We start from the raw sequence: 20,666 nt of genomic DNA on the forward strand, positions 1-20,666 counted from the left end.
GCTATTCGGGATCATCTTTGACGAAATTCTGTCCGACAGACTCATATAGTGCGGTTGTATCTGCCAGTGCTTGTCGTACTTGTTCTTGCAGAACTTGTGGTGAGAGGGCTAGGACACTGGACCCATATGACAAAAGTACCCGGCAGGCCCACTCCATAGTGTTGAAATCGACATCAACCTTCAGCCACCCGGCGTTGGAACATGGGGTAGTTTTTTTTATAGTAAGATATCTCTCCCGCTCAAATTCCTGTATCGTTTCTTCCCGTATCAGCACAGTGGCTAGATAACTCGGCAGGGCAGATTTGAAGGCTTGCGTGGATTGCCGCCAGTACTGGCCAAGATCGAATCCTTCCGGGCGTTGGAAAAAATCGCTCGTGAGCTCTGCATGCTGTAGTCTGGACACCCGGTATGTCCGCAGTACTCCCCTACTTTCTGCAACGACATACCAAACTCCGCGTTTGGTTACTAGCCCGAGTGGATTAATAAGCCGTTCACTGACTTCGTTATTTCGCAGGTATGTTATTTTGACCACCCGATCGTTCCGAAGTGCATCCTGCAGCAGTGCTAGGTAAGGATATGCTTCATCTGAAGGATGCCAGCTCACGCCGTCCACATGTATACGCTGAACTGGATCAAGCGCGAACTTGTTGGAATGCGGGGCTACTATAGCCTCCAACTTCCGGGCGGCAGAAGAGAAGTCCTCTTCAATGCCAAGATCGCTAAGAATCGTTGAATCAGCAGACAGTAGGAGGGAGGCGATCTCTTTCGGTTTCATGCCTGTCAAGGAGGTGCGGTAGCCCTCGGTAAGCATCCAGCCGCCTTCTCGTCCCCGCTCTGCCAGCACGGGAATGCCAGCTGCACTGAGCGCTTCCATGTCCCGGATTATCGTCCGTTCGGACACCTCCAGCGTCTGCGCCAGGTCACGGGAGGTCATTTTGCCGCGATTCTGTAGCAGCAGTAATATAGAAACGAGCCGGTCAGCTCTCATATCTGTTCTCCTCCTTGAGTGTTATAGTTTGAGTTTATCATATTAATATGTCAGTTGATGTCATATATTAAATGGGATTTATGCAAAGCGTGAGTCCTTGTTCCTGAGTAAAATACAAGAAGCCACCCCGCTAAAGAACGGGGATGGCTTCTTAAATGTATCAATAAGAATAACATTTCTGGAGTAGCATTAAGCCTACAGCAGAACAATTTCCTCAGCGGTGTTGATTTCTGGCAGTCCAGCCAGCTTCACCAGCACGTCTTGTGGAACGGCCTTGTCAACAGTGAGTAGCATGATTGCTGCACCGCCAACAATTTTGCGTCCAACCTGCATGGAGGCGATATTCACATTGTTCTCGCCCAGCAGTGTGCCTACCAGACCGATGATACCCGGTTTGTCATTGTGCGAGATCACGAGTTGATGACCTTCTGTCGCAATATCAACCGGGAATTTATTCACTTGTACAATCCGCTCGCCATATCCTTGAAGCAGGGTACCGGCTACGAGGCGCTCTTCATCATGTTCAGCTTTCAAAGTCACAGTGATGAGGTTCGTGAAGCCTTTGGTCTTGGAAGCTTTAGTCACAACGACGTTCACATCGCGGGTCTTGGCCAGGTGCATGGAGTTGACAATATTGACATCACCAGCGAAGTGGCGGGAAAGCACACCCTTCACGATGTAGCGGGTCAGCGGCTGTGTATCTACATCCGAGAGGTCTCCGGCATATTCAACGTGAATTTCGCGAATGGCGGTGTCGGTGATTTGGGTCGCGAAGCTTCCCAGTTTTTCACCAAGGTTAAAGTAAGGCTGCAACTTGTTCATTACGCTTGGTGCTACCGGCGGAATGTTTACAGCGTTAATGAATGGTTCGTTACGCAGGATATTAAGTACCTGCTCGGAAACGTCGATTGCAACGTTCTCCTGGGCTTCAACGGTCGAAGCACCCAGATGCGGCGTTACGATAATTTTCGGATGGGAGAGGAACGGGTGATCAGCTTCAGGCGGTTCCTTCTCAAATACGTCAAATGCGGCTCCAGCAACAATTCCGCTGTCAATTGCTTCTACCAGTGCAAGCTCGTCAATAACGCCACCGCGGGCACAGTTTACAATGCGCATACCTTTTTTCATTACTTCGAATTGCGGACGGGCAATCATATGACGTGTTTCAGGTGTCAGTGGAGTATGAACCGTCATGAAGTCTGCATTCCGGACGATATCATCCACGGAGGCCAGCTTGACTTCGAGTTTCTCAGCACGATCAGCCGTCAGGAACGGGTCATAGGCAAGAATGCTCATGCCGAAGGCTTTGGCGCGTTTGGCTACTTCGCTACCGATCCGGCCCATGCCGAGTACGCCAAGTGTCTTGCCGCGCAGCTCAACGCCGAGGAAAGACTTTCTGTCCCAAGTGCCGCCAATGGTCTTGGCATAGGCTTGTGGAATGTGACGGGCAAGAGCCATCATCATAGCAAAAGCGTGCTCACAGGTCGTAATGGTGTTACCGTCCGGGGCGTTAATAACAACTACTCCACGTTGAGTAGCTGCATCCAGCTTGATGTTGTCAACGCCTACGCCAGCGCGGCCAATGACCTTCAGGTTGGTTCCAGCTGCAATGATTTTTTCAGTAACTGTTGTTTGGCTGCGTACGAGCAGGCCGTCGTATTCTCCAATAATCGCAATAAGTTCGTCTTCACTGAGTCCTGTTTTCTTGTCAACCGTTACATCACTTGCATCCACCAACTGCTGAATTCCCAAATCACTGATCGGATCCGATACTAATACTTTAAACATGTTTTCTCTTCCTCCTTATGATTAGAAAGCTTTTTATGTTGAGGATGCCCCCGAAAGGGCGGTCCACAGTACCTGAAGGATCTTGCATTGTTGCCGCCAAGAAGGAGTGCGCTACAAAAATAGCGAAGCAACGCGGTGTCGCATCAAAGAAAATAGATGCAGCTATCCCGCGAAAATTAGATAAATGCCCATATGAGAGAAGGCCAACGGGACGGCGGAGATACAAAAAAACCCTCAACCCCATACTACTGCCGTAGTAAGGGACGAGAGTTGTCGTGGTACCACCCTAATTCACTGCATCTTGTCAGAAGCAGCCTCAATGGCCTGCATAGGCCACACTGGTAACGGAGTGATCCGATTGCACCTACTTAAAAGTTCGATACAATATCTCAGGAGCGCTAAAGACTTCTGTTCGTCACCGGTTTGCACCAACCACCGGCTCTCTGAAGACTAGCATCGTCTTTGTTCCATCATCGCTTTTGCTTGATTAATTTTTCATAATGTAACATGGCTATGCCAAATGTGTCAATAGGCTTTTGCAGGATGAGTCTTCGGTCTGCTTGAAGTGCGCCTCATTTTTCGATATGATGCAGTAACTGGTCTTATTCATAAAAGAACGGGAGCTGGGGAATCGTTTCCTTGGGATAATATTGTTCCCGCCATTTGATGAAATCCTGCTCCTGAACAGCACCTGTGGAAACCAGCAGCGTCAGGGACGACTGAACGTCTGTGAGCTTGAGCGAGCTTGCAGTGCCAGAGTAAATCATATCGTCTACTTTTGCAGTTATATCCTGGGGATCATACCCCGCAAATATCCCTCGGTTCAGCAGCATGTCCGCGATTGTCGCATTTTTGAGCAGCAACGGCATCTTCTTCCATTGGACAAAGCTTAGACTATTGATTTCCTTGGAAGAGGCAGGGATCTTTTTGTTGGCGCTAGCTCCCCACTTCAGCATGGAATCGTAGAATTGTTTTTGTGACTGCAGGCCGAATTTAACTGCGCTGACTGTAAAAGGATCATTTTTAAGCAGCTTGGCAGTTTCCGTGCCCCCTGCACTGGCAGATACCTTGCCGGAGGCCTGAGAGAAGAGGGTCAGACTTTTCAGGATATTAAGTTGAGACTGCTGAAGCAGCGGCGAATTGGTAAAAACAGAGTCCTGGTTGACTTTTTTGTACTGTTTGTCGGCAAGGATACCTAAATTCTTGAGCGTGGCGGCGTTTTCACGGGCATTCGTGCTTCGAGCGAGCTTGTCGACTTCGCTGTTCCAACTGCGCTTGAATTCCCGATAAGGCAAAAATACGTTATGATAGAAGGTAACAAGATCCTGCTGCTGGTATGATCCAGAAGTTTCCTCGGCGCTCTTGGTTTTCTGGAGGTGCTCGTATTTTGCTTCAGTTTTATCTGCGCCAACCTTCACTCCCGTAAAAAAAGCGGCGAATGTGGAAATCAGGAAAAACAGAAATCCAAGCGTGTACAGCATCTGGGTTCGGGAGGTTAGATTCTTCATAATAAGTGCTCCTTTTTCTGGGGAAATAATCGTTATGTATTTTGCAGTAATTGCTAAGGACGGACTCTACTTTGGGACTGCCCGGAAAAATCATTATAGAACAGGCAGGTTATGATGAGAAAAAAATTTAAGATTGGTGATATCAAAGTAAAAAGGGTAGAACCGCAGCAGCTTACAGACCGTCTTCTTTTGCTTAATCTCTACATTACACAAGGGCTTACGTTATTTATCGGTTTGATCTGGATTTTATTACAGAAAAGAAATCCGCTTCAAGTCATAAATCTGCCCGAAAACACACAATTTCTGTACTGGGGCCTTGGTTTGGCTGGGTTAATGCTAATTGTTGACTTTTTGTTAACATATATTGTGCCAGAAGAAACAATGGATGATGGAGGCATCAATAACATGCTATTCCGCGCCCGGCCCATCTGGCATATTGTGCTGATTGCGGCAATGGTGGCGGTGTGCGAGGAAATGCTGTTCCGGGGAGCGATTCAACATGCATTTGGTCCATATTGGACCAGTATTTTATTCGCTCTGATCCATGTTCGTTATCTGCGGCACTGGATTCCTACGGGCTGGGTGTTCTTGAGTAGTTATGGACTGGGATATATTTACATTCACACAGGAAGCCTCTGGGCGCCTATTTTATGCCATTTTGTAATCGACCTCTTCTCCGGTTTGGTCATCCGATACAGGAGGGAGTCATGAGCGAGCAATTAAGCCGGGTTCAATCCCGGCAGAAGAAAAACCGGAAGCAGTCCTCTGCCAAAGCCGAACCGTCAACCCGGGCAAACCGCAATCCAGCTGTAGATGAGCCGGTTCGTCCAGTCGCGGTAAAGCCGCCGGCCACGCTGTCTCGTAAGGGCCGCCATCAGTCGACCGCGGTTACGCCTCCTGACAAAGGAAACACAGGTGAAGAGTCAACCCCGTCCCGTTCCGAAACCTATTCCTCCGATCGTGTACGCCTCAGTAAAATGTTCGTCAATTCGCTGATTTTTCTATTCGTTTTGCTGCTAGGTTTTCTTTTGACGTGGGGAATTAAGGGTGCCCCGCCATTGGGTGAGTTATGGTGATTGTCTCCATCTACATTTTTGGATCCCTTTTGCTCATTGCAGGAGGTTCATTTGTGCTGCTGATGGTGATCAATGCGTTTAAGAATCGGATTATTGCCGAGGAAATATTTTTGGAGAGTTTGCCCTCATCTTTTGATGGCTATCGGATTCTGTTCATTACCGATATTCATCGGCGGCGGCTTCCTTCGGATATGCTGATGGCACTAAAAGGCAAGGTGGATGCTGTTTTTGCTGGGGGCGATCTGACCGAAAAGAATAGTCCGCTGGATCGTCTGACTGACAATATGGAACTGATGGTATCTATAGCGCCGACCTATGCCGTCCATGGGAATCATGACTATAAGGCAGATATAGATACTGTAGATGAGATTATCCGAAGCAGCGGTGCAAGACTCTTGCTTGATGAGAATGTTCTTATTGAACATGAGGGAGAAGCGGTCTGGCTGACTGGAGTGGACTTTCCCAAGCAGGGTGGGAAGATAGCATATGCCCCACTACCGGTGTTGTCAGGTTCGAAGGCTGACGTCTGCAGAATCTTTCTGGTTCATGATCCGATGTGGCTGTCACAAAGGCGTACAGTTCCAGGCGAATTGGTGCTCACAGGACATACCCATGGCGGTCAGGTGGTTCTGCCGCTTATCGGTAGCAAGCGTGTGGAGAGTTTTTATGATCAATACAAGGCAGGGATGTATCCATGGCCCCGCAATGACGGTTCAGGAGGAACTGCCAAGGTGCTGATCAGCCGTGGCTTCGGTACGGCGCATTTTCCGATCCGTTGGGGCAGTCCTGCCGAGATGCATATACTCACGTTGCGATGCAAGAAGGATGTGTGACACATAAAGAGTCTGTCCCAAACTAGGTATCTCCTTGATGAGAAGCCCATTGACGAAGCTAGCACTGATTTTGTAGTAAGTCCCTAAAAAATACAAAAATAGAACATGGCGGTGCTCAGGAGAGTTCCTGAACCCGCCATGTTTTATTTTGGTTGACGCTCCGCTTCTGGAAGCAAGGAGGGGCAGGCCAAAACTAACGTGAGAGCCAATCTCAACCTCAACCTCAAGCCCAACCCGAACCCGAACCCCACTTGGCCTTCAGACGTGCCGATCCGGTAAAGCAAAAGTGGATGTCATGGGATGCTTAAACAACTGGAAAAACTCCCGTTATTGATTCGCAGAAAGGGATGTTTCTAAAAATAACGGGAAAAACTCCTGTTAATCTCTAGGGTTCCCCTCTATTTTCGAATAAATGGGGAATTTAACTGGAGAAATTCCTGTTAATTCGAACAAAACCCGAGGAAAGGGGAGAAATAACGGTACATTTTCCAGCTAAATCAGGTCCAAACCCAGACCAATCCCAGACCAATCCCAGAGCCAAGCCCAAAGCCCAAAGCCCAAAGCCCAAAGCCCAGAGCCCAGAGCCCAGAGCCTAAAAGCCTAACTCAGAACTTTAGCTCCAAAGATAGGGCGTGGGGACTTGCACCGGGCTCTGATCATCCCAGCATTCTGCACGACATGCGCACGGCGGCGGTTTAAGGTCCCATTTTACTTTTAGTTACTGAACTTTATATACCACTCCTGAGCGTCAGGTGTTGCGTTCGAGCTGGAGCATGCTCTACCGTATCCATTATTTGAATTAACAAAAAACTCCCCTAGTCGTAGCAGAGTTAATGGTTATCTCTGCCTACCAAGAGGGGAGCTTTTACGTTTAGAATCAACGCTGCTTCAAGGGAGCGTTGATTCTAAAATGTCTATTTTTGAACTTTCTACCTCAGTCCTGTCTACTTGAAAGGGGACCGCTCACTTATGAGACGACCCCTTTAATTTTCACAATATCAGCAAGTGGTCTTATTAGTCTTCCATACTCAGCGCATCTTCAATTCAATGCTGCGGGGATCTACAAAGCTGTAGCCTTTTTCCTCCAGTGTCGTTAGCAGCGTATCCAGCGCTTCGGTTGTCCAGGGAAGCTCATGCATCAGAATGTTGCTTCCGGAGTGGAGCTGGCTTGTTACGTTTCCAATCAGTTTTTCTGTCTTGTTGCTATCCTTCTCTTTCATCTCCCAGTCCAGTGAGCCTACTGACCAGGTCATGTAGAGCATGCCATTCTCGGCAGCAACCTTCTTGCCAACATCGCCGCCGCCCCCGTGGGGAGGCCGGAAGAAATGCGGTGTCTCGCCAGTAATCTCTTTGACTGCGGTCTGAACATCTTCAAGCTGCTTCTTTACTGTGTCATAAGGCTTATCCTTTAGGATAATATGATCCCAGCTGTGATTGCCGAGGATGCCGCCCCGTTCGTAAATAAGCTTCAACAATTCGGGATGCTCTTTAACCCGGTAGCCGTTTACGAAGAAAATGGCTTTGGCATGGTGCTTGTCCAAGGTATCTATAATCGAATTGATCATCTTGGCTTCCTTGGGGCCGTCGTCGAAAGTGAGGAGGACTACTTTCTTGGGTGTGCCTTCCTCATTAGGGACGATATCATAATTTTTGTTCATATGGTACAGGAGCGGAATTTCCGTTGCCTGTTCATTGCCACTTGTACTGCCCTCCACGTCTTGGCTTGCCTGTGGGGACGGGCTTACCACATTAGCATCAGAGGTTCCAGTGTTGGTTGCAGAATCAACTGTTTCTGTCGGTGCTGCCGATGCTTCCTGCGATGCAGTTGCTTTAGGTGAATTTCCTGTGGATTTCACTGCCTCAGACTGGCCCCCATTATTGCTGCATGATGCCAGCAGAAAGGCGGCGAGCAGTAGCGTTATTGTTGCTTTACCCACTTTTTTCAACTCGCTTTCCTGTTATTAGACTGTATGAGCCGGATTCTTTCCGCGAACACTAGACATGATTTTACCATACAAGGAGGTTGAGGATATGAATACTTCGTCATTTTTATGCGGAGTTTTGCTGGGTGCTGCTGCCAGTATGATTATCTCGAAAAAACGCAACGCGCTCATGTCTTCGCTAGGACAATCAGGCGCGAACGGGCACGGCGCCGGTGAACGGGCCAAGGATAAAATATTCGGCATGGCTATGACAGGTTTTGGAAATACCTCGGCAGCGGGAGAACAAGGTCAAGAGCATGATGCCAAATCGGACAAGGGAGAGCATAAGAAATCCGAATCCCCGGTTCAGTCCAAAGAATCCAATCTGAAAATGCTTAAGGAATTTATTGGAAGTAATCCTGATGTGAAGCAAGAAGTCGAGAAGATTCTGAAAGAAACGCACTCGACCATACCGGGCTTGTAACCGCAAAAGGCTTCTGCAGAATCATTTTGAGGATGCACATATCCGCAAAATGATTCTTTTTTATTCAGCAAGGCAGACAGCTTAAAAATGGGGTGCGGATTTTATATTTATTTACGTGCATTTATGGCGCCAAAATGATAACATACATACATAGTAACCATTTTTGGCTCATTACTCGGGACTCATCATACATTATAATAAATTGAGCTTGCAAAAGGAGGATCCTGTCATGAGAATAGAGAGATTAGGTCAAGATAAGATTCGGATTTTCCTCACTTTTGACGACCTGAGCGAGCGGGGCATCCAGAAGGAAGATATGTGGCAGGAAGTTCCCAAGGTGCACGACCTGTTTACGGAGATGATGGATCAGGCTTACAGCGAACTTGGCTTTGACGCGACTGGTCCGTTGGCCGTGGAAGTGTTCGCTTTGCCCGCGCAAGGCATGGTCGTTATTGTGACCCGGGGAAAATATGATCACCATCAGTACGGTGCGTCCGGGGAGGATGAATTGCCCGAAGAGATTTACGAAATGGAAGTTACTCTCGAACAAAGCGACTCCATTGTATATGCATTCCGCGACTTTGAGGTTCTGGTTGAAGCGGCTCATGTACTCATCGGCAATATTACTTCCGGGGGAAAACTGTATTCTTATAATGATAAATGGTATCTCTACTTCGATCCGAAGGAATATGAAGAATCTGTGTTATCCGGTCTAGTGGCCGTACTGGCTGAATTTGGTGATTCGTCATCGGTTACAGACGCCGTACTGGCTGAATACGGTAAGACCGTTATGGCTGAGAACGCAGTGGAAGTACTCTGCACGCACTTCAAGCGGCAGGAATAATCAGGGAGGGACAGGGCTGGTAAGCTTGCTTGTCAGCCCTGTTTTGCTTTAAGGAATAGGCAGCTCTTAAGTTGAAAATAGGTTTTGAGGAGCTGGGCATATGCCCGGTTCTTAACATGCAGGGAGGTTGTTCGGTGCTTATCTTATCGATTATTTCGTCGGCAGTGGCGCCAGGCCTAGCTCTGCTAACTTTTTTCTATCTGAAAGACAAATATGATCAAGAACCATTGCACATGGTGATCAAGGTGTTTCTCCTTGGATTTCTGATCGTTTTTCCGGTAATGATTATTCAAAGAGGACTTACGCTAGGCTGGGGCGACGGTCCGTATGTGGAATCTTTCCTCATATCGGCCGGCGTGGAAGAATCTCTGAAATGGTTTGTGCTGTACCATATGATTTACAACCATACCGAATTTGACGAGCCATATGATGGAATACTATATGCCGTAGCGATCTCGCTTGGCTTTGCAACAATAGAAAATGTAATGTACGCCTGGTACAGCCATGCCTCCATCGGCTCCATGTTTCTGCGGGCTCTGCTTCCTGTTTCTGGACATGCCATGTTTGGCGTGATTATGGGTTATCACATGGGCAGGGCCAAGTTCTCAAAAGGGGTCAGAACGCGGTGGATTCTGTTCATTTCACTGGTTTTGCCGTGGGCTTGGCATGGGATTTATGATTTTATTTTGAACACAACAGCTAACTACTGGATATGGTTCATCGTTCCTCTAATGGCTTTTCTGTGGTATGGGGGAATGGGTAAGGTCGCCCGAGCTAACAATCGATCCCCTTTCCGGGCTCTGAAGCGAGAAGAAGAGGTTAATACGTAGTAGAATTGGACACACTTACTCTAAAAGCAATTCCGCAGCAAGGAATTCCATAGAGTAGCGAGGTGTCTTTTTTTGCGGGTAAAGGTTCGAATCATTTGCAGAAACTGCGGGGAGACCTATATTTTAAGAGGGGTTAAGGAACAGGGTGTCATCCAGACCGGCTTCAGGCAATGTCTATGCAGTAACAGCAGCGGCTTTCATATTGAAGAGCATATTTAAGGAGCAGGAGACTGTTAGGGTATAACATTCTTGACTGCATCATGTCCTCGCATTACGCGGGGATTTTTTTTATGTGGACGGTAAAGCTGGTTCTTTTTATGCATAAGACTTCTCGGTTATTGTCAAACTAACGGCAATTAGCTATCGAAAGGAGTCTTGCAGCCATATGTACAAAAGATTAAGTGCTGTAATGTTCCCCTTGACCGCGCTGCTGTTGCTTGGAGCGCTTGTGTGGGGATACCAGGAGAATCAGGAGAAGAACTCAATTTTGCTAAAAGCGGAGAACCAGTACCAGCGTGCCTTTCACGATCTTTCTTATCATGTTGAACGTCTGCACGGTGAGCTCGGAAATACGCTTGCGGTCAACTCTGCATCTAGCGGGACGCACCGCAAAGGTCTCGTCAACGTATGGCGGCTGACCAGCGAGGCGCAGAATGAAATCAACCAGTTGCCATTAACTCTGTTGCCCTTCAGTAAGACAGAGGAGTTCCTCTCCAAAATTTCTAACTTTTCTTATAAAGCCGCAGTACGGGATTTCACCAAAAAACCTCTTACCGACGGTGAACTTCAGAACTTGAAGACCCTTTACACCAACTCGGGTGAAATCTCGAAGAATTTGCAGGACGTACAGAACAAGGTCATCAGCAACCGCTTGCGCTGGATGGATGTGGAGACGGCGCTAGCGACGGAGAACAAATCGGAAGACAATACGATTATTGATGGTTTCAAGACTGTGGACAAGCGAGTAGGAGAGTATCCGGAGCTGGATTGGGGCCCTTCTGTAGCAAGTATTTATGAGAAGCGTTCTGTCAAGAAACTGGGTGGCGCTCCAGTAACCCCAGAGCAGATCCGAAGTAAGGCGATCAAATTTGCTGATGCCGGGTCTAATGCCAAGGTGGATGTTCGGGAAAATGGTAAGGGCACGGAGTGGGAGTCTTATACAGCCACCGTTACCGGCTCAAACCAAAAGCAGCTAATCAGTATGGATTTCACCAAAAATGGTGGTCTGCTGATCTCTTACCACAATAACCGTGAGGTAGGGCCGGCCAAGGTCTCCATGAAAGAGGCGGTAATCAAAGCTGAGGAGTTCCTGAACAAGAAGGGGTTTCCTCATATGACAGCAGTCAGTGCCGATCGGTACGACAACATGGGTAACCTGACATATGTTACGAAGCAAGGTGACGTTCTGATTTATCCGGAGAAAATAACCGTTCGTGTCGGGCTCGACACAGGGGAAGCCACCGGTTTTGAGGCCAGTGACTATGTTAATCAGCATAAGAATAAACGGGAGATTCCGAAGCCGAAGCTTTCTCTGGCAGAAGCACGGAAATTGCTGAATAAAGATTTTAAGGAAAGTTATAACCGCTTGGCCTGGATTAAAAATGACGATTCCACGGAAGTACTGACTTATGAGTTCGGCGGAGAGATTAACGGTTCCAAGTATCGTATCTATCTGAATGCAGAGGATGGTACGGAAGAATCAGTGGAGCAAGTTAGAACCTCCTCAGGAGCTCAGAAAAAATAACGGTTGCTCTTCCCCGAAGAGAGCCGATCAAGCAGGGCGCACCCCTAAAGGGCTGCCGCCCTTTTTTTCTTATCGTCATTAATATATTTCTCACCCGGGTTGTGAAAGGCCATGCTATAATCAGAATTAGAATATCTTACTAATTCATGTGGCGGTGACACCTTTGTATCCCAAAATCAACGACAATCTATACATTCAAGTCGCTTCTAGCGATGCCGTAGAGGCTGAAATTGAATATAGATCGAGAATCGCAGAGACGGAAGATGAAGCTTTTTGGATTGAAATCCCGATGCAAGAGGGCAGCGGGCGACTGAAGAAACTGACGATTGGGGACGAGCTTTCGGTCTACTTTATGACAGAGGGCGGAATCAAAAATTATTTTTATACCCACGTTGTAGGTTTCAAGGAAGATGTAATTCGCATGGTTCGGGTGCGCAAGCCTGCGCAAGAATCGATTTTCAAGATCCAGCGCCGGAGCTTCCTGCGCGTAACCGCAGAATTAGAGCTGGCTGTGAAAACCAGCAGTGGCAGCCGGTTCCTCGTGCGAACGGAGGATGTCGGTGGAGGCGGAACTTCTTTTCTGACCGATGCTAAGGTAAAGCTCGAAGTAGAGGACAGACTGTCCTGCTGGTTGTTAGTTCCTTACCGCAACGGTACATCAGAACATGTGAATTTTGAGGGTGAGGTGGTACGGATCAAAACGCTGGAGAACGGTCGCAGTCTGGCGATGCTGAAGTTTGCCGCGATTTCCGATACCGAACGCCAGAAAATAATCCGATACTGCTTTGAGCGTCAGTTCGATTTCCGCAACAGATAGGGCTTTTTTCTGGTGTGGAATGACCTGTGCGATTTTGCACTGACGTACAAACTGTGATATAATTTCATAAGTCGCAGGCAATGCCTGCTTTTTTCTTGATAATATCGGTGGGGAGTGCCTTGCCGGTATGAAGTCAATGCTGATTTGAAAAGGCATCGTCAGATGCTTTTCTTATGAAAGCGTGTTTGAGGAGGAATGCCCCGTTGGATAGGCAGGGTACACATATTAACGACAGAATTAACGTCGCTATCGACGGACCTGCCGGGGCAGGCAAGAGCACTGTTGCCCGATTGGTTGCCCAGAATCTTTCTTACATTTATGTCGACACTGGAGCGATGTACCGGGCGATAACCTGGTATATGATCCGTGAAGGTATTATGCCGGAAGATGAGAGTGAAGTCGACCGAGTCGTCAACGGCATGGAGATGGAGCTGATTCCGGAGAAAGACAGGCAGAAGGTGCTGATCAATGGGGAAGACGTGACCCCACATATCCGCAGTCTTCAGGTCAGCGGCCTTGTGTCGCAGTATTCCAAGATCGAAGGTGTAAGATCCAGGCTCAGTCACCTACAGCGCCAGATGGCGCTACGCAAAGGGGTTGTGATGGACGGCCGCGATATCGGAACGACCGTGCTGCCGGATGCCGAAGTGAAGATTTTCATGACGGCCAGTGTGGAGGAGCGCGCACTTCGTCGTTACAAGGAGCTCAGGGATACGGAAGAGGTCACTCTACAGCAGCTTGAACATGATATTGCCCAGCGTGACCGTCTGGATGAAGGACGGGAGATCTCACCGCTGCGCCGTGCGGAAGATGCAACTCTTCTGGATACGACGACAATGAATATCACTCAGGTTGTAGAGGCCATCGTGTCACACTGCAGATCTTATGTTGACGGGGAGAGAAATCATTTATGATTTATAACATCTGCGTTGGAATACTCCGTGTGATCTACGCTATTGTCTTTCCATTAAGAATTATAGGGAGAGACAATTTGCCAAAGGAAGGCGGGGTTTTGCTCTGCGCGAACCACATCAGTTTGCTTGACCCGATGACGATTGGTATTAAATTGAAGCGTAAGGTCAAGTATATGGCGAAAGCGGAGCTTTTCGAGGTTCCAGTTCTGGGCTGGCTTATCAGACAGCTCGGTGCTTTTCCAGTCAAACGTGGTGGTGTAAGTAAAGAATCCATTAAAACAGCTCTTACTACGCTACGCAGCGGCTATGTCATGGGCATTTTCCCTGAAGGTACGCGCAATTCCGATGCCGCAGCGGCGAAGAGAGGTGCAGCCAGCTTTGCTCTTCGGAGCGGTGCTGCTGTTGTTCCGGCCGCCATTATCGGCGAGTACAAGCCTTTTCGTCGGATGACTGTTGTGTATGGGGCTCCCATTGATCTCAGTTCGTTCGAAGGTGCGGGTAGCGATTCTCTGGATGCAGTTACTGATCTGATCATGGCCCGCATTCACGAGATGATGGAAACTGGCAAGCCAAGTGCAAGTTAGGTTCAAATCCGGTATCCGGGTGGTAAGATTTTAAGGTAATGATTGTTTTGAACTCTGCTCTACGCGGGTTTAAATAAATGGGGTTTTGAATCGAGGAGGGTAATCACATGTCTGAGGAAATTAAAAATCAAGAAGCTGCGGAGAATGTTGAGAACAACGAAACCGTAGAAGCAACAGAAGCTGTAGAAGCTGCTGGCAACAACGAAGAAGTGACTAACCAGGAAGATTTGGAAATCATTTCTTTGAAAAAAGGCGATACCGTGAAAGGAACAATCGTCAAAATCGAAGATAACCAAGCTTATGTAAGCATTGGATATAAATACGACGGTGTGATTCCAATTCGCGAACTTTCTTCTGTACAACTTGACAACGCTGCTGCAGCTGTCGAAGTTGGACAGGAAGTAGAGTGCAAAGTTGTTAGCATCAACGACAACAAGGAAAGCCTCGTGCTCTCCAAACGTGCAATCGACAGCGAAAAATCATGGGAAGATCTTGAGAAGTACTTTGCTTCCCAAGAAGCTTTCGAAGTTACTGTGGCTGACGTTGTTAAGGGCGGTCTGGTAGCAGATGTTGGCGCGCGCGGATTTATTCCAGCTTCCATGGTTGAACGTCACTTCGTTGAAGATTTCAGCGATTACAAAGGACGTACCCTTCGCGTTAAAGTGAAAGAACTTGACCGTGAGAACAGCAAAGTGATCCTGTCGGCTAAAGAAGTTCTTGAAGAAGAATTCGAAGCCAACAAACAAAAGATCATGGCTGAGCTTACTGAAGGCCAAGTTATCGATGGTACTGTACAACGTCTGACTCAATTCGGCGCATTTGTTGATGTCGGCGGAGTAGACGGTCTCGTACACGTATCCGAAATCGCTTGGAACCATGTTGACAAACCATCTGACGTGGTATCCGAAGGCGATAAAGTAACTGTTAAAGTACTTAAGGTTGACCCTGAAAAAGGAAAAATCAGCCTCAGCATTAAAGCAGCTGCTCCAGGTCCTTGGGATTCCGCAGCAGGCAAAATCAATATCGGCGATGTTGTTACAGGCGAAGTTAAACGTCTGGTAAACTTCGGCGCATTCGTGGAATTGCTTCCAGGTGTTGAAGGACTTGTTCACATCTCGCAAATTTCCCACAAGCATATCGGCACTCCGCACGAAGTGCTGAAAGAAGGACAAGAAGTTCAAGTGAAAGTACTTGACTTCAACCCGTCCGAAAAACGCGTTAGCCTGAGCATCAAAGAAACTGAGGAAGCTCCTGCTCCTTCCGCTAAGCCGGAAAGACCAAGCAGAGACAGAGCACCTAAAGAAGTGCTTAACAACCCGAATGTTTCTCTGAGCAACGAAGGCCTCAGCTTCACACTTGCTGAGCGTTTCGGCGACAAGCTGGACAAATTCAAGGGCAACTAATCCCTTAACCCAGAATGAAACGGACATACCCGTCTTTTCAGGGATGGGGAATCTAACCGGGTAAAGTAATCGGCGAACCCTCAATACGGGGGTTCGCCGATTGTGTTTTTACGGTTAGCCAATTTTATAGTTTTTTGCTATGATGAGTAACGTAAGGACGACAGGAGGAATGAATATGGCAAGACCCGTAGTGGCGATCGTTGGGAGGCCTAACGTCGGGAAATCGACGATTTTTAACAGGTTGATCGGCGACAGATTGGCCATTGTAGAAGATAAACCGGGGATTACACGTGACCGGATCTATGGTATTTCTGATTGGAACGGTACTTCGTTCAGTGTAATTGATACTGGTGGTATTGAAATTGACGGTGAAGACGCAATTCTGAAATCAATCCGTGTTCAGGCGGAGCTGGCGATTGAGGAAGCTGATGTCATCATCTTTATGTGCGAAGCAAAGAGTGGGCTGACAAATGCGGACGAGGAAGTTGCCCAGATCTTGTTCCGCTCAGGCAAGCCAATCGTGCTGGCTATTAATAAAGTGGACAATATGAAACGTGCGGAAGATATCTACGAGTTCTACAGCCTCGGATTTGGCGATCCAATCGGCATTTCCGGAAGCCACGGGACTGGACTCGGGGACCTGCTGGACGCCGTTACCGAACGTCTGCCAGAGCTGACAGATGAAGAGTATGATGAAGATGTGATTCGTGTCGCTCTGATCGGCCGTCCGAATGTCGGCAAGTCCTCGCTGGTCAATGCGATCTTGGGAGAAGAACGTGTTATTGTCAGCAATATTGCTGGTACTACGCGGGATGCGATCGATACGCCATTTGAACGGGACGGACAGCGTTACGTGTTGATTGATACTGCGGGTATGCGCAAGCGTGGTAAGGTATATGAGAATACCGAGAAATACAGTGTGATGCGTGCAATGCGTGCGATTGAGCGCGCAGATGTCGTGCTCGTTGTCATTAATGGCGAAGAGGGCATTATTGACCAGGACAAGCATATTGCCGGTTATGCTCATGATGCGGGTAAAGCATCTATATTTGTTGTGAACAAATGGGATGTTGTAGAGAAAGATGACAAGACGATGCAGAACTTTGAGAACAAGATTCGCGATCATTTCTTGTTCATGAGTTATGCACCTGTAGTCTTCTTGTCCGCACTGACCAAGCAGCGCCTGCAGAAGCTACTGCCAGTGGTTCAACACGCGGCACAGCAGCATGCGCTTCGGATTACGACGCATCTGATTAATGATGTTATCTCTGATGCTGTTGCTATTAATCCGCCGCCAACGGACAAAGGACGCCGTCTGCGCATCAATTATGCAACTCAGGTTGCTGTGAAGCCTCCGACGATTGTCGTGTTTGTTAATGATCCGTCGCTGATGCACTTCTCCTATGAACGTTATCTGGAGAATAAAATCCGTGCGGCGTTTAATTTCGAAGGAACGCCGATCAGGCTCTTTACACGGCGCAAATCAGACGAAGGTTAGGGGAGAAGAAGCGTGGCGCTTGAAATTCTGGTTATCGTTGTCAGCTATTTGCTTGGCTCCGTCAGCTTTAGCGTACTGCTTGCCAAGCTACTGAAAGGCATTGATATCCGTCAGTACGGCAGCGGCAATGCAGGTGCAACCAATACGTTACGGGTTCTTGGAAAAGGCCCTGCGATTTTGGTGCTGGTTCTGGATGTACTGAAAGGGATTGCCGCTGTATGGCTGGGCACCTGGCTTTTCGGCTGGGGCACCTGGGCAGCGGCACTCTGCGGAATTGCTGCTATTGTGGGGCATAATTGGCCGGTGTATTTTCATTTTCGCGGCGGTAAAGGCATTGCGACTACGATCGGTGTAATGGCTACGTTTGCGTTCTGGCCTGCGCTGTCTGCTGGAATCATCGCCATTCTGGCTATTGTCATTACCCGCTATGTATCCCTGGGTTCGCTAATTTTTGTGGCGTTGACACCGCTCTTTCTGCTGTTGACTGATTTTACGTCGCCGATTCTTTGGACAAGCATTGTTATTGCTGTCTTTGCTTTTTGGCGTCATCGGACCAACATTGTGAAGATCGCCGAGGGCCGTGAGAACAAGATCGGCTCTAAGGTTAAAGGAGGAAACCGCGTTGTCTGATAAAGTTTCTGTGCTGGTCGCGGGAAGCTGGGGGACGGCGCTAGCAAGTGTGCTGGCAGCCAACCACCGTGAGGTTTATCTGTGGACGCGCAACCCTGATCAGGCTGCTGAAATTAATTCATCCCATACCAATCATCATTATTTGCCAGGAATTACGCTGCCCGCTAACATTATTGCGACAACGGATTTGGAGAAGGCAGTAACCGGCTCCAGCGCTGTGGTTATTGTCGCACCTTCTTCGGGCATGCGGCAGGTTGCGCGCAGTCTAAAGCCTTTTTGGAGGGAAGACATGATCTGCGTGCATGCCACTAAAGGCTTCGAATCGGAGACCATGAAGCGCATGTCTACCGTGATATCAGAAGAGTTGGGCTGTCCTGAAGGACAGGTGGTCGTGCTCTCCGGGCCGAGTCATGCCGAGGAGGTCGTGCGACTCTGTCCGACAACAGTGGTTGTTGCCTCCAATGACGATCAACGAGCGGCCGCTGTGCAGGAACTGTTCATTAACAATGATTTCCGGGTATACACGAACCGAGATCTGGTAGGGGTAGAGCTGGCCGGAGCTCTTAAAAATATCATCGCTCTCGGTGCAGGTCTCTCCGATGGTCTGGGCTTTGGCGACAACGCTAAAGCTGCGCTATTGACTCGCGGCTTGGCGGAGATCTCCCGGGTCGGGGTAGAACTTGGTGCGAATCCGCTTACGTTTGCTGGTCTGGCCGGAATTGGCGACCTTGTGGTTACAGCTACCAGTCAGCACAGTCGTAACTGGCGCGCAGGATCACTGCTCGGTCAGGGCAAGCCGCTAGCAGAGGTGCTGGATTCCATGGGTATGGTGGTAGAAGGAATTCGCACGACGGAAGCAGCATATGCCATTTCGCTTAAGCTAGGTGTTCAGATGCCGATAACCGATCAGATCTATCATGTGCTGTTCAAGGAAAGAAGTCCGCGCAAGGCGGTAGAAGCGCTGATGGGCCGTGACCGCAAGACGGAAATGGAAGCTATCTCGCAGGAAACTTGGGAACAATGGCACTCCTGATTAGGTTCACCTTTTGCCGGATATCCTCATATGTTGTTATTGGGGATTGACGGAGGAGGGATGAGAAGTGAGCAAAAATTTTTCCAAGGATGCTTTGAACGCCATTAACAAGAAGACAGGGAAAAACATCACCGAAGGCGCCATCAAAAAACTTGCCGGTACTGTTAAGCCGGGAACTACGCAGAATGAAGCCCAGCTCCGCCAGTTGATCAAGCAGGTGTCATCAATGGCTAAAGTACCGGTCAGTGAATCTACGGTGCAAGAAATAGTCAATGCTGTCAAAAAAGGCGGGGCCACTTCAGGCTCGATGGAGTCTTTAATGAAACTGATCCTGAAAAAATAGTTTTATGGCCTGGCAAAAGAGCAATAGAATCTGGAATCAGCAGTATTCCGGTTCTTTTGCTCTTTTTTTTGCAGAAATGGATATCTTTCATGATATAATAGTCCCTATACATTGCAGTCGAATGAGAGGAGCTCAGCCATGGATCCAATGACAAAAATGTGGTTATCCCTGATAGCGATCCTAGTGATGGGATTATCTGTATTCCTGATTACCTTCGCTCGTAGCAAGACTAAGGGCGTAGTTCGGGCCATACTGTCGGTCATTGCTTTTGTGACAATGGTGATTGGTATTTTGGGCGGGGCAGCTTCGATTATGTAAGCCGTTACATAACAACATGGACTAACTTCATAGACAAGTTCTGAAGGAATCGTATCACGATTTTGTAGGGATGGATGTGATGATATGGCCGAACCGGAGATATCTCTGGAGCTGCTGGCAGCGCTGCGTAGCGTGGCCGATTTACTGGATTTTACATGGGACAATAACCCTCCGCTATGGATGCTGGGCGGGAGTTGTGGGCTGCTGCTGCATGGTGTCACGCTGGGGAGAATGCCACAGGACATTGACCTGTATGCCGATTTGGGGGATGCTGAGCGGCTTCATCATGCATTATGTCACTATGCCGTTGATAATCCTGTGGAAGACCTTAGTAACGGCTGTTATTCCTTGCTCAGTCATTATCTGATTGGAGGGATAAGTGTGGAGCTGGTGTGCGGTTTTCGGATTTACAGAGGGCTGTCCCGTTATTCTGTTGATACAGTTCGCTTACTGCGCCATACCTCATTACAAGTGTTTCCAGCGATCGGAATGCTGAGGCTGATGCCACTGGCGCACGAATTTGTGTTCAATATTCTTCGGGGGCGTGTAGATCGTTATAAAGTCATCACCTCTGTCATGAAAAAGGATATGCCGCGCCACTTGCCTCTCTTGCAGGAACTTATCGAACTTCATCAATGGGGACCGACCCACATGTCTATACTGAAGGGGCAACTGGATATTTCCAGGGCGAATGCGTAAGAAAGGATGGACAGCATGATATCGCAAAAAGGAAAAACCGTAGTGTTTCAACCCGAAGGTCGTTCTGTGCTTGTGAATCGGGGAGTTAGTCTGCTGGAAGCCGCCCGCAAGGCTGGCGTGACCATCGCAACACGCTGCGGCGGCAAGGCCGGTTGCCTGATGTGCAAGGTTACAATAGACCCCGAGCAGGCCGAAGGCGTAAGTCCGCCTTCAGATGCGGAGCGAAGAAAGCTCGGAAGCGCCATCGAGAAGGGGCAGCGTCTCGCCTGTCAGGCCGCCGTATGGGACGACGTCACGGTCACTGTGCCGGAGGACCCGCTGAAGGCTGCGGTCCGGCGGAAGCTCGAAGCAGCCAGGCGTGGGGAAGAGGACGAGCTCTGGTAATAGCGAACGATACATTCATAGAGAAG

General features: G+C 48.5%; 22 protein-coding genes and 1 other annotated feature. Of the genes, 18 read left to right on the plus strand and 4 right to left on the minus strand.

Going from position 1 to position 20,666, the window contains the following annotated elements; translation table 11 throughout:
- Position 1: 1 nt before the first annotated feature.
- The 3 genes from ACFORK_RS03760 to ACFORK_RS03770 all read right to left on the minus strand — a co-directional run bounded on the left by ACFORK_RS03760 (position 2) and on the right by ACFORK_RS03770 (position 4,284).
- Positions 2–988 carry a helix-turn-helix transcriptional regulator gene (locus ACFORK_RS03760; protein ID WP_379195827.1) on the minus strand — a complete coding sequence of 329 codons (987 nt, stop codon included), beginning with the start codon at positions 986–988 and terminating at the stop codon, positions 2–4.
- Positions 989–1,183: 195 nt separating this feature from the next.
- Positions 1,184–2,776, minus strand: a complete 1,593-nt coding sequence (gene serA / locus ACFORK_RS03765) for a phosphoglycerate dehydrogenase (RefSeq protein WP_379195829.1) — start codon at positions 2,774–2,776, stop codon at positions 1,184–1,186.
- Positions 2,777–3,032: 256 nt separating this feature from the next.
- Positions 3,033–3,259: a binding site (T-box leader), on the minus strand.
- A 119-nt stretch (positions 3,260–3,378) separates the two neighbouring features.
- On the minus strand, positions 3,379–4,284 hold the full coding sequence (locus ACFORK_RS03770; RefSeq protein WP_379195831.1) for a hypothetical protein: 906 nt from the start codon (positions 4,282–4,284) through the stop codon (positions 3,379–3,381).
- A 114-nt stretch (positions 4,285–4,398) separates the two neighbouring features.
- On the opposite strand from ACFORK_RS03770, the gene ACFORK_RS03775 reads away from it, so the two are divergent.
- From ACFORK_RS03775 to ACFORK_RS03785, 3 genes are all read left to right on the plus strand, one after another.
- Positions 4,399–4,995 carry a CPBP family intramembrane glutamic endopeptidase gene (locus tag ACFORK_RS03775; RefSeq protein ID WP_379195833.1) on the plus strand — a complete coding sequence of 199 codons (597 nt, stop codon included), beginning with the start codon at positions 4,399–4,401 and terminating at the stop codon, positions 4,993–4,995.
- Positions 4,992–5,360 carry a hypothetical protein gene (locus ACFORK_RS03780; protein WP_379195835.1) on the plus strand — a complete coding sequence of 123 codons (369 nt, stop codon included), beginning with the start codon at positions 4,992–4,994 and terminating at the stop codon, positions 5,358–5,360. Before ACFORK_RS03775 ends, ACFORK_RS03780 begins: the two co-directional genes overlap by 4 nt.
- 62 nt (positions 5,361–5,422) lie before the next feature.
- Positions 5,423–6,193, plus strand: coding sequence for a metallophosphoesterase (locus tag ACFORK_RS03785; RefSeq protein WP_379197080.1), 771 nt, complete (start codon positions 5,423–5,425; stop codon positions 6,191–6,193).
- A 1,028-nt stretch (positions 6,194–7,221) separates the two neighbouring features.
- On the opposite strand, the gene ACFORK_RS03790 is transcribed toward ACFORK_RS03785, so the two are convergent.
- Entirely contained in the window at positions 7,222–8,130 is a 909-nt protein-coding gene (locus ACFORK_RS03790) for a polysaccharide deacetylase family protein (RefSeq protein ID WP_379195837.1), read from the minus strand.
- Positions 8,131–8,224: 94 nt separating this feature from the next.
- Here ACFORK_RS03790 and ACFORK_RS03795 point away from each other — a divergent pair, with 94 nt between their 5' ends.
- From ACFORK_RS03795 to ACFORK_RS03865, 15 genes are all read left to right on the plus strand, one after another.
- Positions 8,225–8,599: a hypothetical protein gene (locus ACFORK_RS03795; RefSeq protein ID WP_379195839.1), complete on the plus strand. Its 375-nt coding sequence runs from the start codon at positions 8,225–8,227 to the stop codon at positions 8,597–8,599.
- A gap of 229 nt (positions 8,600–8,828) precedes the next feature.
- The gene (locus ACFORK_RS03800) at positions 8,829–9,443 is read left to right on the plus strand and encodes a genetic competence negative regulator (protein ID WP_379195841.1); all 615 of its coding nucleotides are present in this window, start codon (positions 8,829–8,831) and stop codon (positions 9,441–9,443) included.
- A 134-nt stretch (positions 9,444–9,577) separates the two neighbouring features.
- Positions 9,578–10,273 (plus strand): glutamic-type intramembrane protease PrsW, encoded by a 696-nt coding sequence (gene prsW / locus ACFORK_RS03805; RefSeq protein ID WP_379195843.1) that lies wholly within the window; start codon positions 9,578–9,580, stop codon positions 10,271–10,273.
- 385 nt (positions 10,274–10,658) lie between these two features.
- Positions 10,659–12,017, plus strand: a complete 1,359-nt coding sequence (ypeB, locus tag ACFORK_RS03810) for a germination protein YpeB (protein ID WP_379195845.1) — start codon at positions 10,659–10,661, stop codon at positions 12,015–12,017.
- A gap of 163 nt (positions 12,018–12,180) precedes the next feature.
- Entirely contained in the window at positions 12,181–12,834 is a 654-nt protein-coding gene (locus ACFORK_RS03815) for a flagellar brake protein (protein ID WP_379197082.1), read from the plus strand.
- A gap of 203 nt (positions 12,835–13,037) precedes the next feature.
- Positions 13,038–13,748, plus strand: a complete 711-nt coding sequence (cmk, locus tag ACFORK_RS03820) for a (d)CMP kinase (RefSeq protein WP_379195847.1) — start codon at positions 13,038–13,040, stop codon at positions 13,746–13,748.
- The gene (locus ACFORK_RS03825; protein WP_379195849.1) at positions 13,745–14,332 is read left to right on the plus strand and encodes a lysophospholipid acyltransferase family protein; all 588 of its coding nucleotides are present in this window, start codon (positions 13,745–13,747) and stop codon (positions 14,330–14,332) included. Before cmk ends, ACFORK_RS03825 begins: the two co-directional genes overlap by 4 nt.
- Before the next feature lie 107 nt (positions 14,333–14,439).
- Positions 14,440–15,735, plus strand: coding sequence for a 30S ribosomal protein S1 (gene rpsA / locus ACFORK_RS03830; protein ID WP_379195851.1), 1,296 nt, complete (start codon positions 14,440–14,442; stop codon positions 15,733–15,735).
- 175 nt (positions 15,736–15,910) lie between these two features.
- The gene (der, locus tag ACFORK_RS03835; protein ID WP_379195853.1) at positions 15,911–17,233 is read left to right on the plus strand and encodes a ribosome biogenesis GTPase Der; all 1,323 of its coding nucleotides are present in this window, start codon (positions 15,911–15,913) and stop codon (positions 17,231–17,233) included.
- A 12-nt stretch (positions 17,234–17,245) separates the two neighbouring features.
- Complete coding sequence (plsY, locus tag ACFORK_RS03840; protein WP_379195855.1) at positions 17,246–17,863, plus strand: glycerol-3-phosphate 1-O-acyltransferase PlsY; 618 nt, start codon at positions 17,246–17,248, stop codon at positions 17,861–17,863.
- The gene (locus ACFORK_RS03845) at positions 17,856–18,896 is read left to right on the plus strand and encodes an NAD(P)H-dependent glycerol-3-phosphate dehydrogenase (protein WP_379195858.1); all 1,041 of its coding nucleotides are present in this window, start codon (positions 17,856–17,858) and stop codon (positions 18,894–18,896) included. Before plsY ends, ACFORK_RS03845 begins: the two co-directional genes overlap by 8 nt.
- Before the next feature lie 67 nt (positions 18,897–18,963).
- A complete protein-coding gene (locus ACFORK_RS03850; protein ID WP_379195860.1) occupies positions 18,964–19,239 on the plus strand; it encodes a stage VI sporulation protein F in 276 nt (91 codons plus the stop codon).
- A 138-nt stretch (positions 19,240–19,377) separates the two neighbouring features.
- On the plus strand, positions 19,378–19,557 hold the full coding sequence (locus tag ACFORK_RS03855; RefSeq protein WP_379195862.1) for a DUF2768 family protein: 180 nt from the start codon (positions 19,378–19,380) through the stop codon (positions 19,555–19,557).
- Positions 19,558–19,641: 84 nt separating this feature from the next.
- Complete coding sequence (locus ACFORK_RS03860) at positions 19,642–20,256, plus strand: nucleotidyltransferase family protein (protein WP_379195864.1); 615 nt, start codon at positions 19,642–19,644, stop codon at positions 20,254–20,256.
- Positions 20,257–20,271: 15 nt separating this feature from the next.
- Positions 20,272–20,640 carry a 2Fe-2S iron-sulfur cluster-binding protein gene (locus tag ACFORK_RS03865; RefSeq protein WP_379195866.1) on the plus strand — a complete coding sequence of 123 codons (369 nt, stop codon included), beginning with the start codon at positions 20,272–20,274 and terminating at the stop codon, positions 20,638–20,640.
- The last annotated feature ends 26 nt before the right edge of the window (positions 20,641–20,666 follow it).

The organism is Paenibacillus sp. GCM10012306 (genome assembly GCF_042649265.1).
Classification (GTDB): domain Bacteria; phylum Bacillota; class Bacilli; order Paenibacillales; family Paenibacillaceae; genus Paenibacillus_AQ.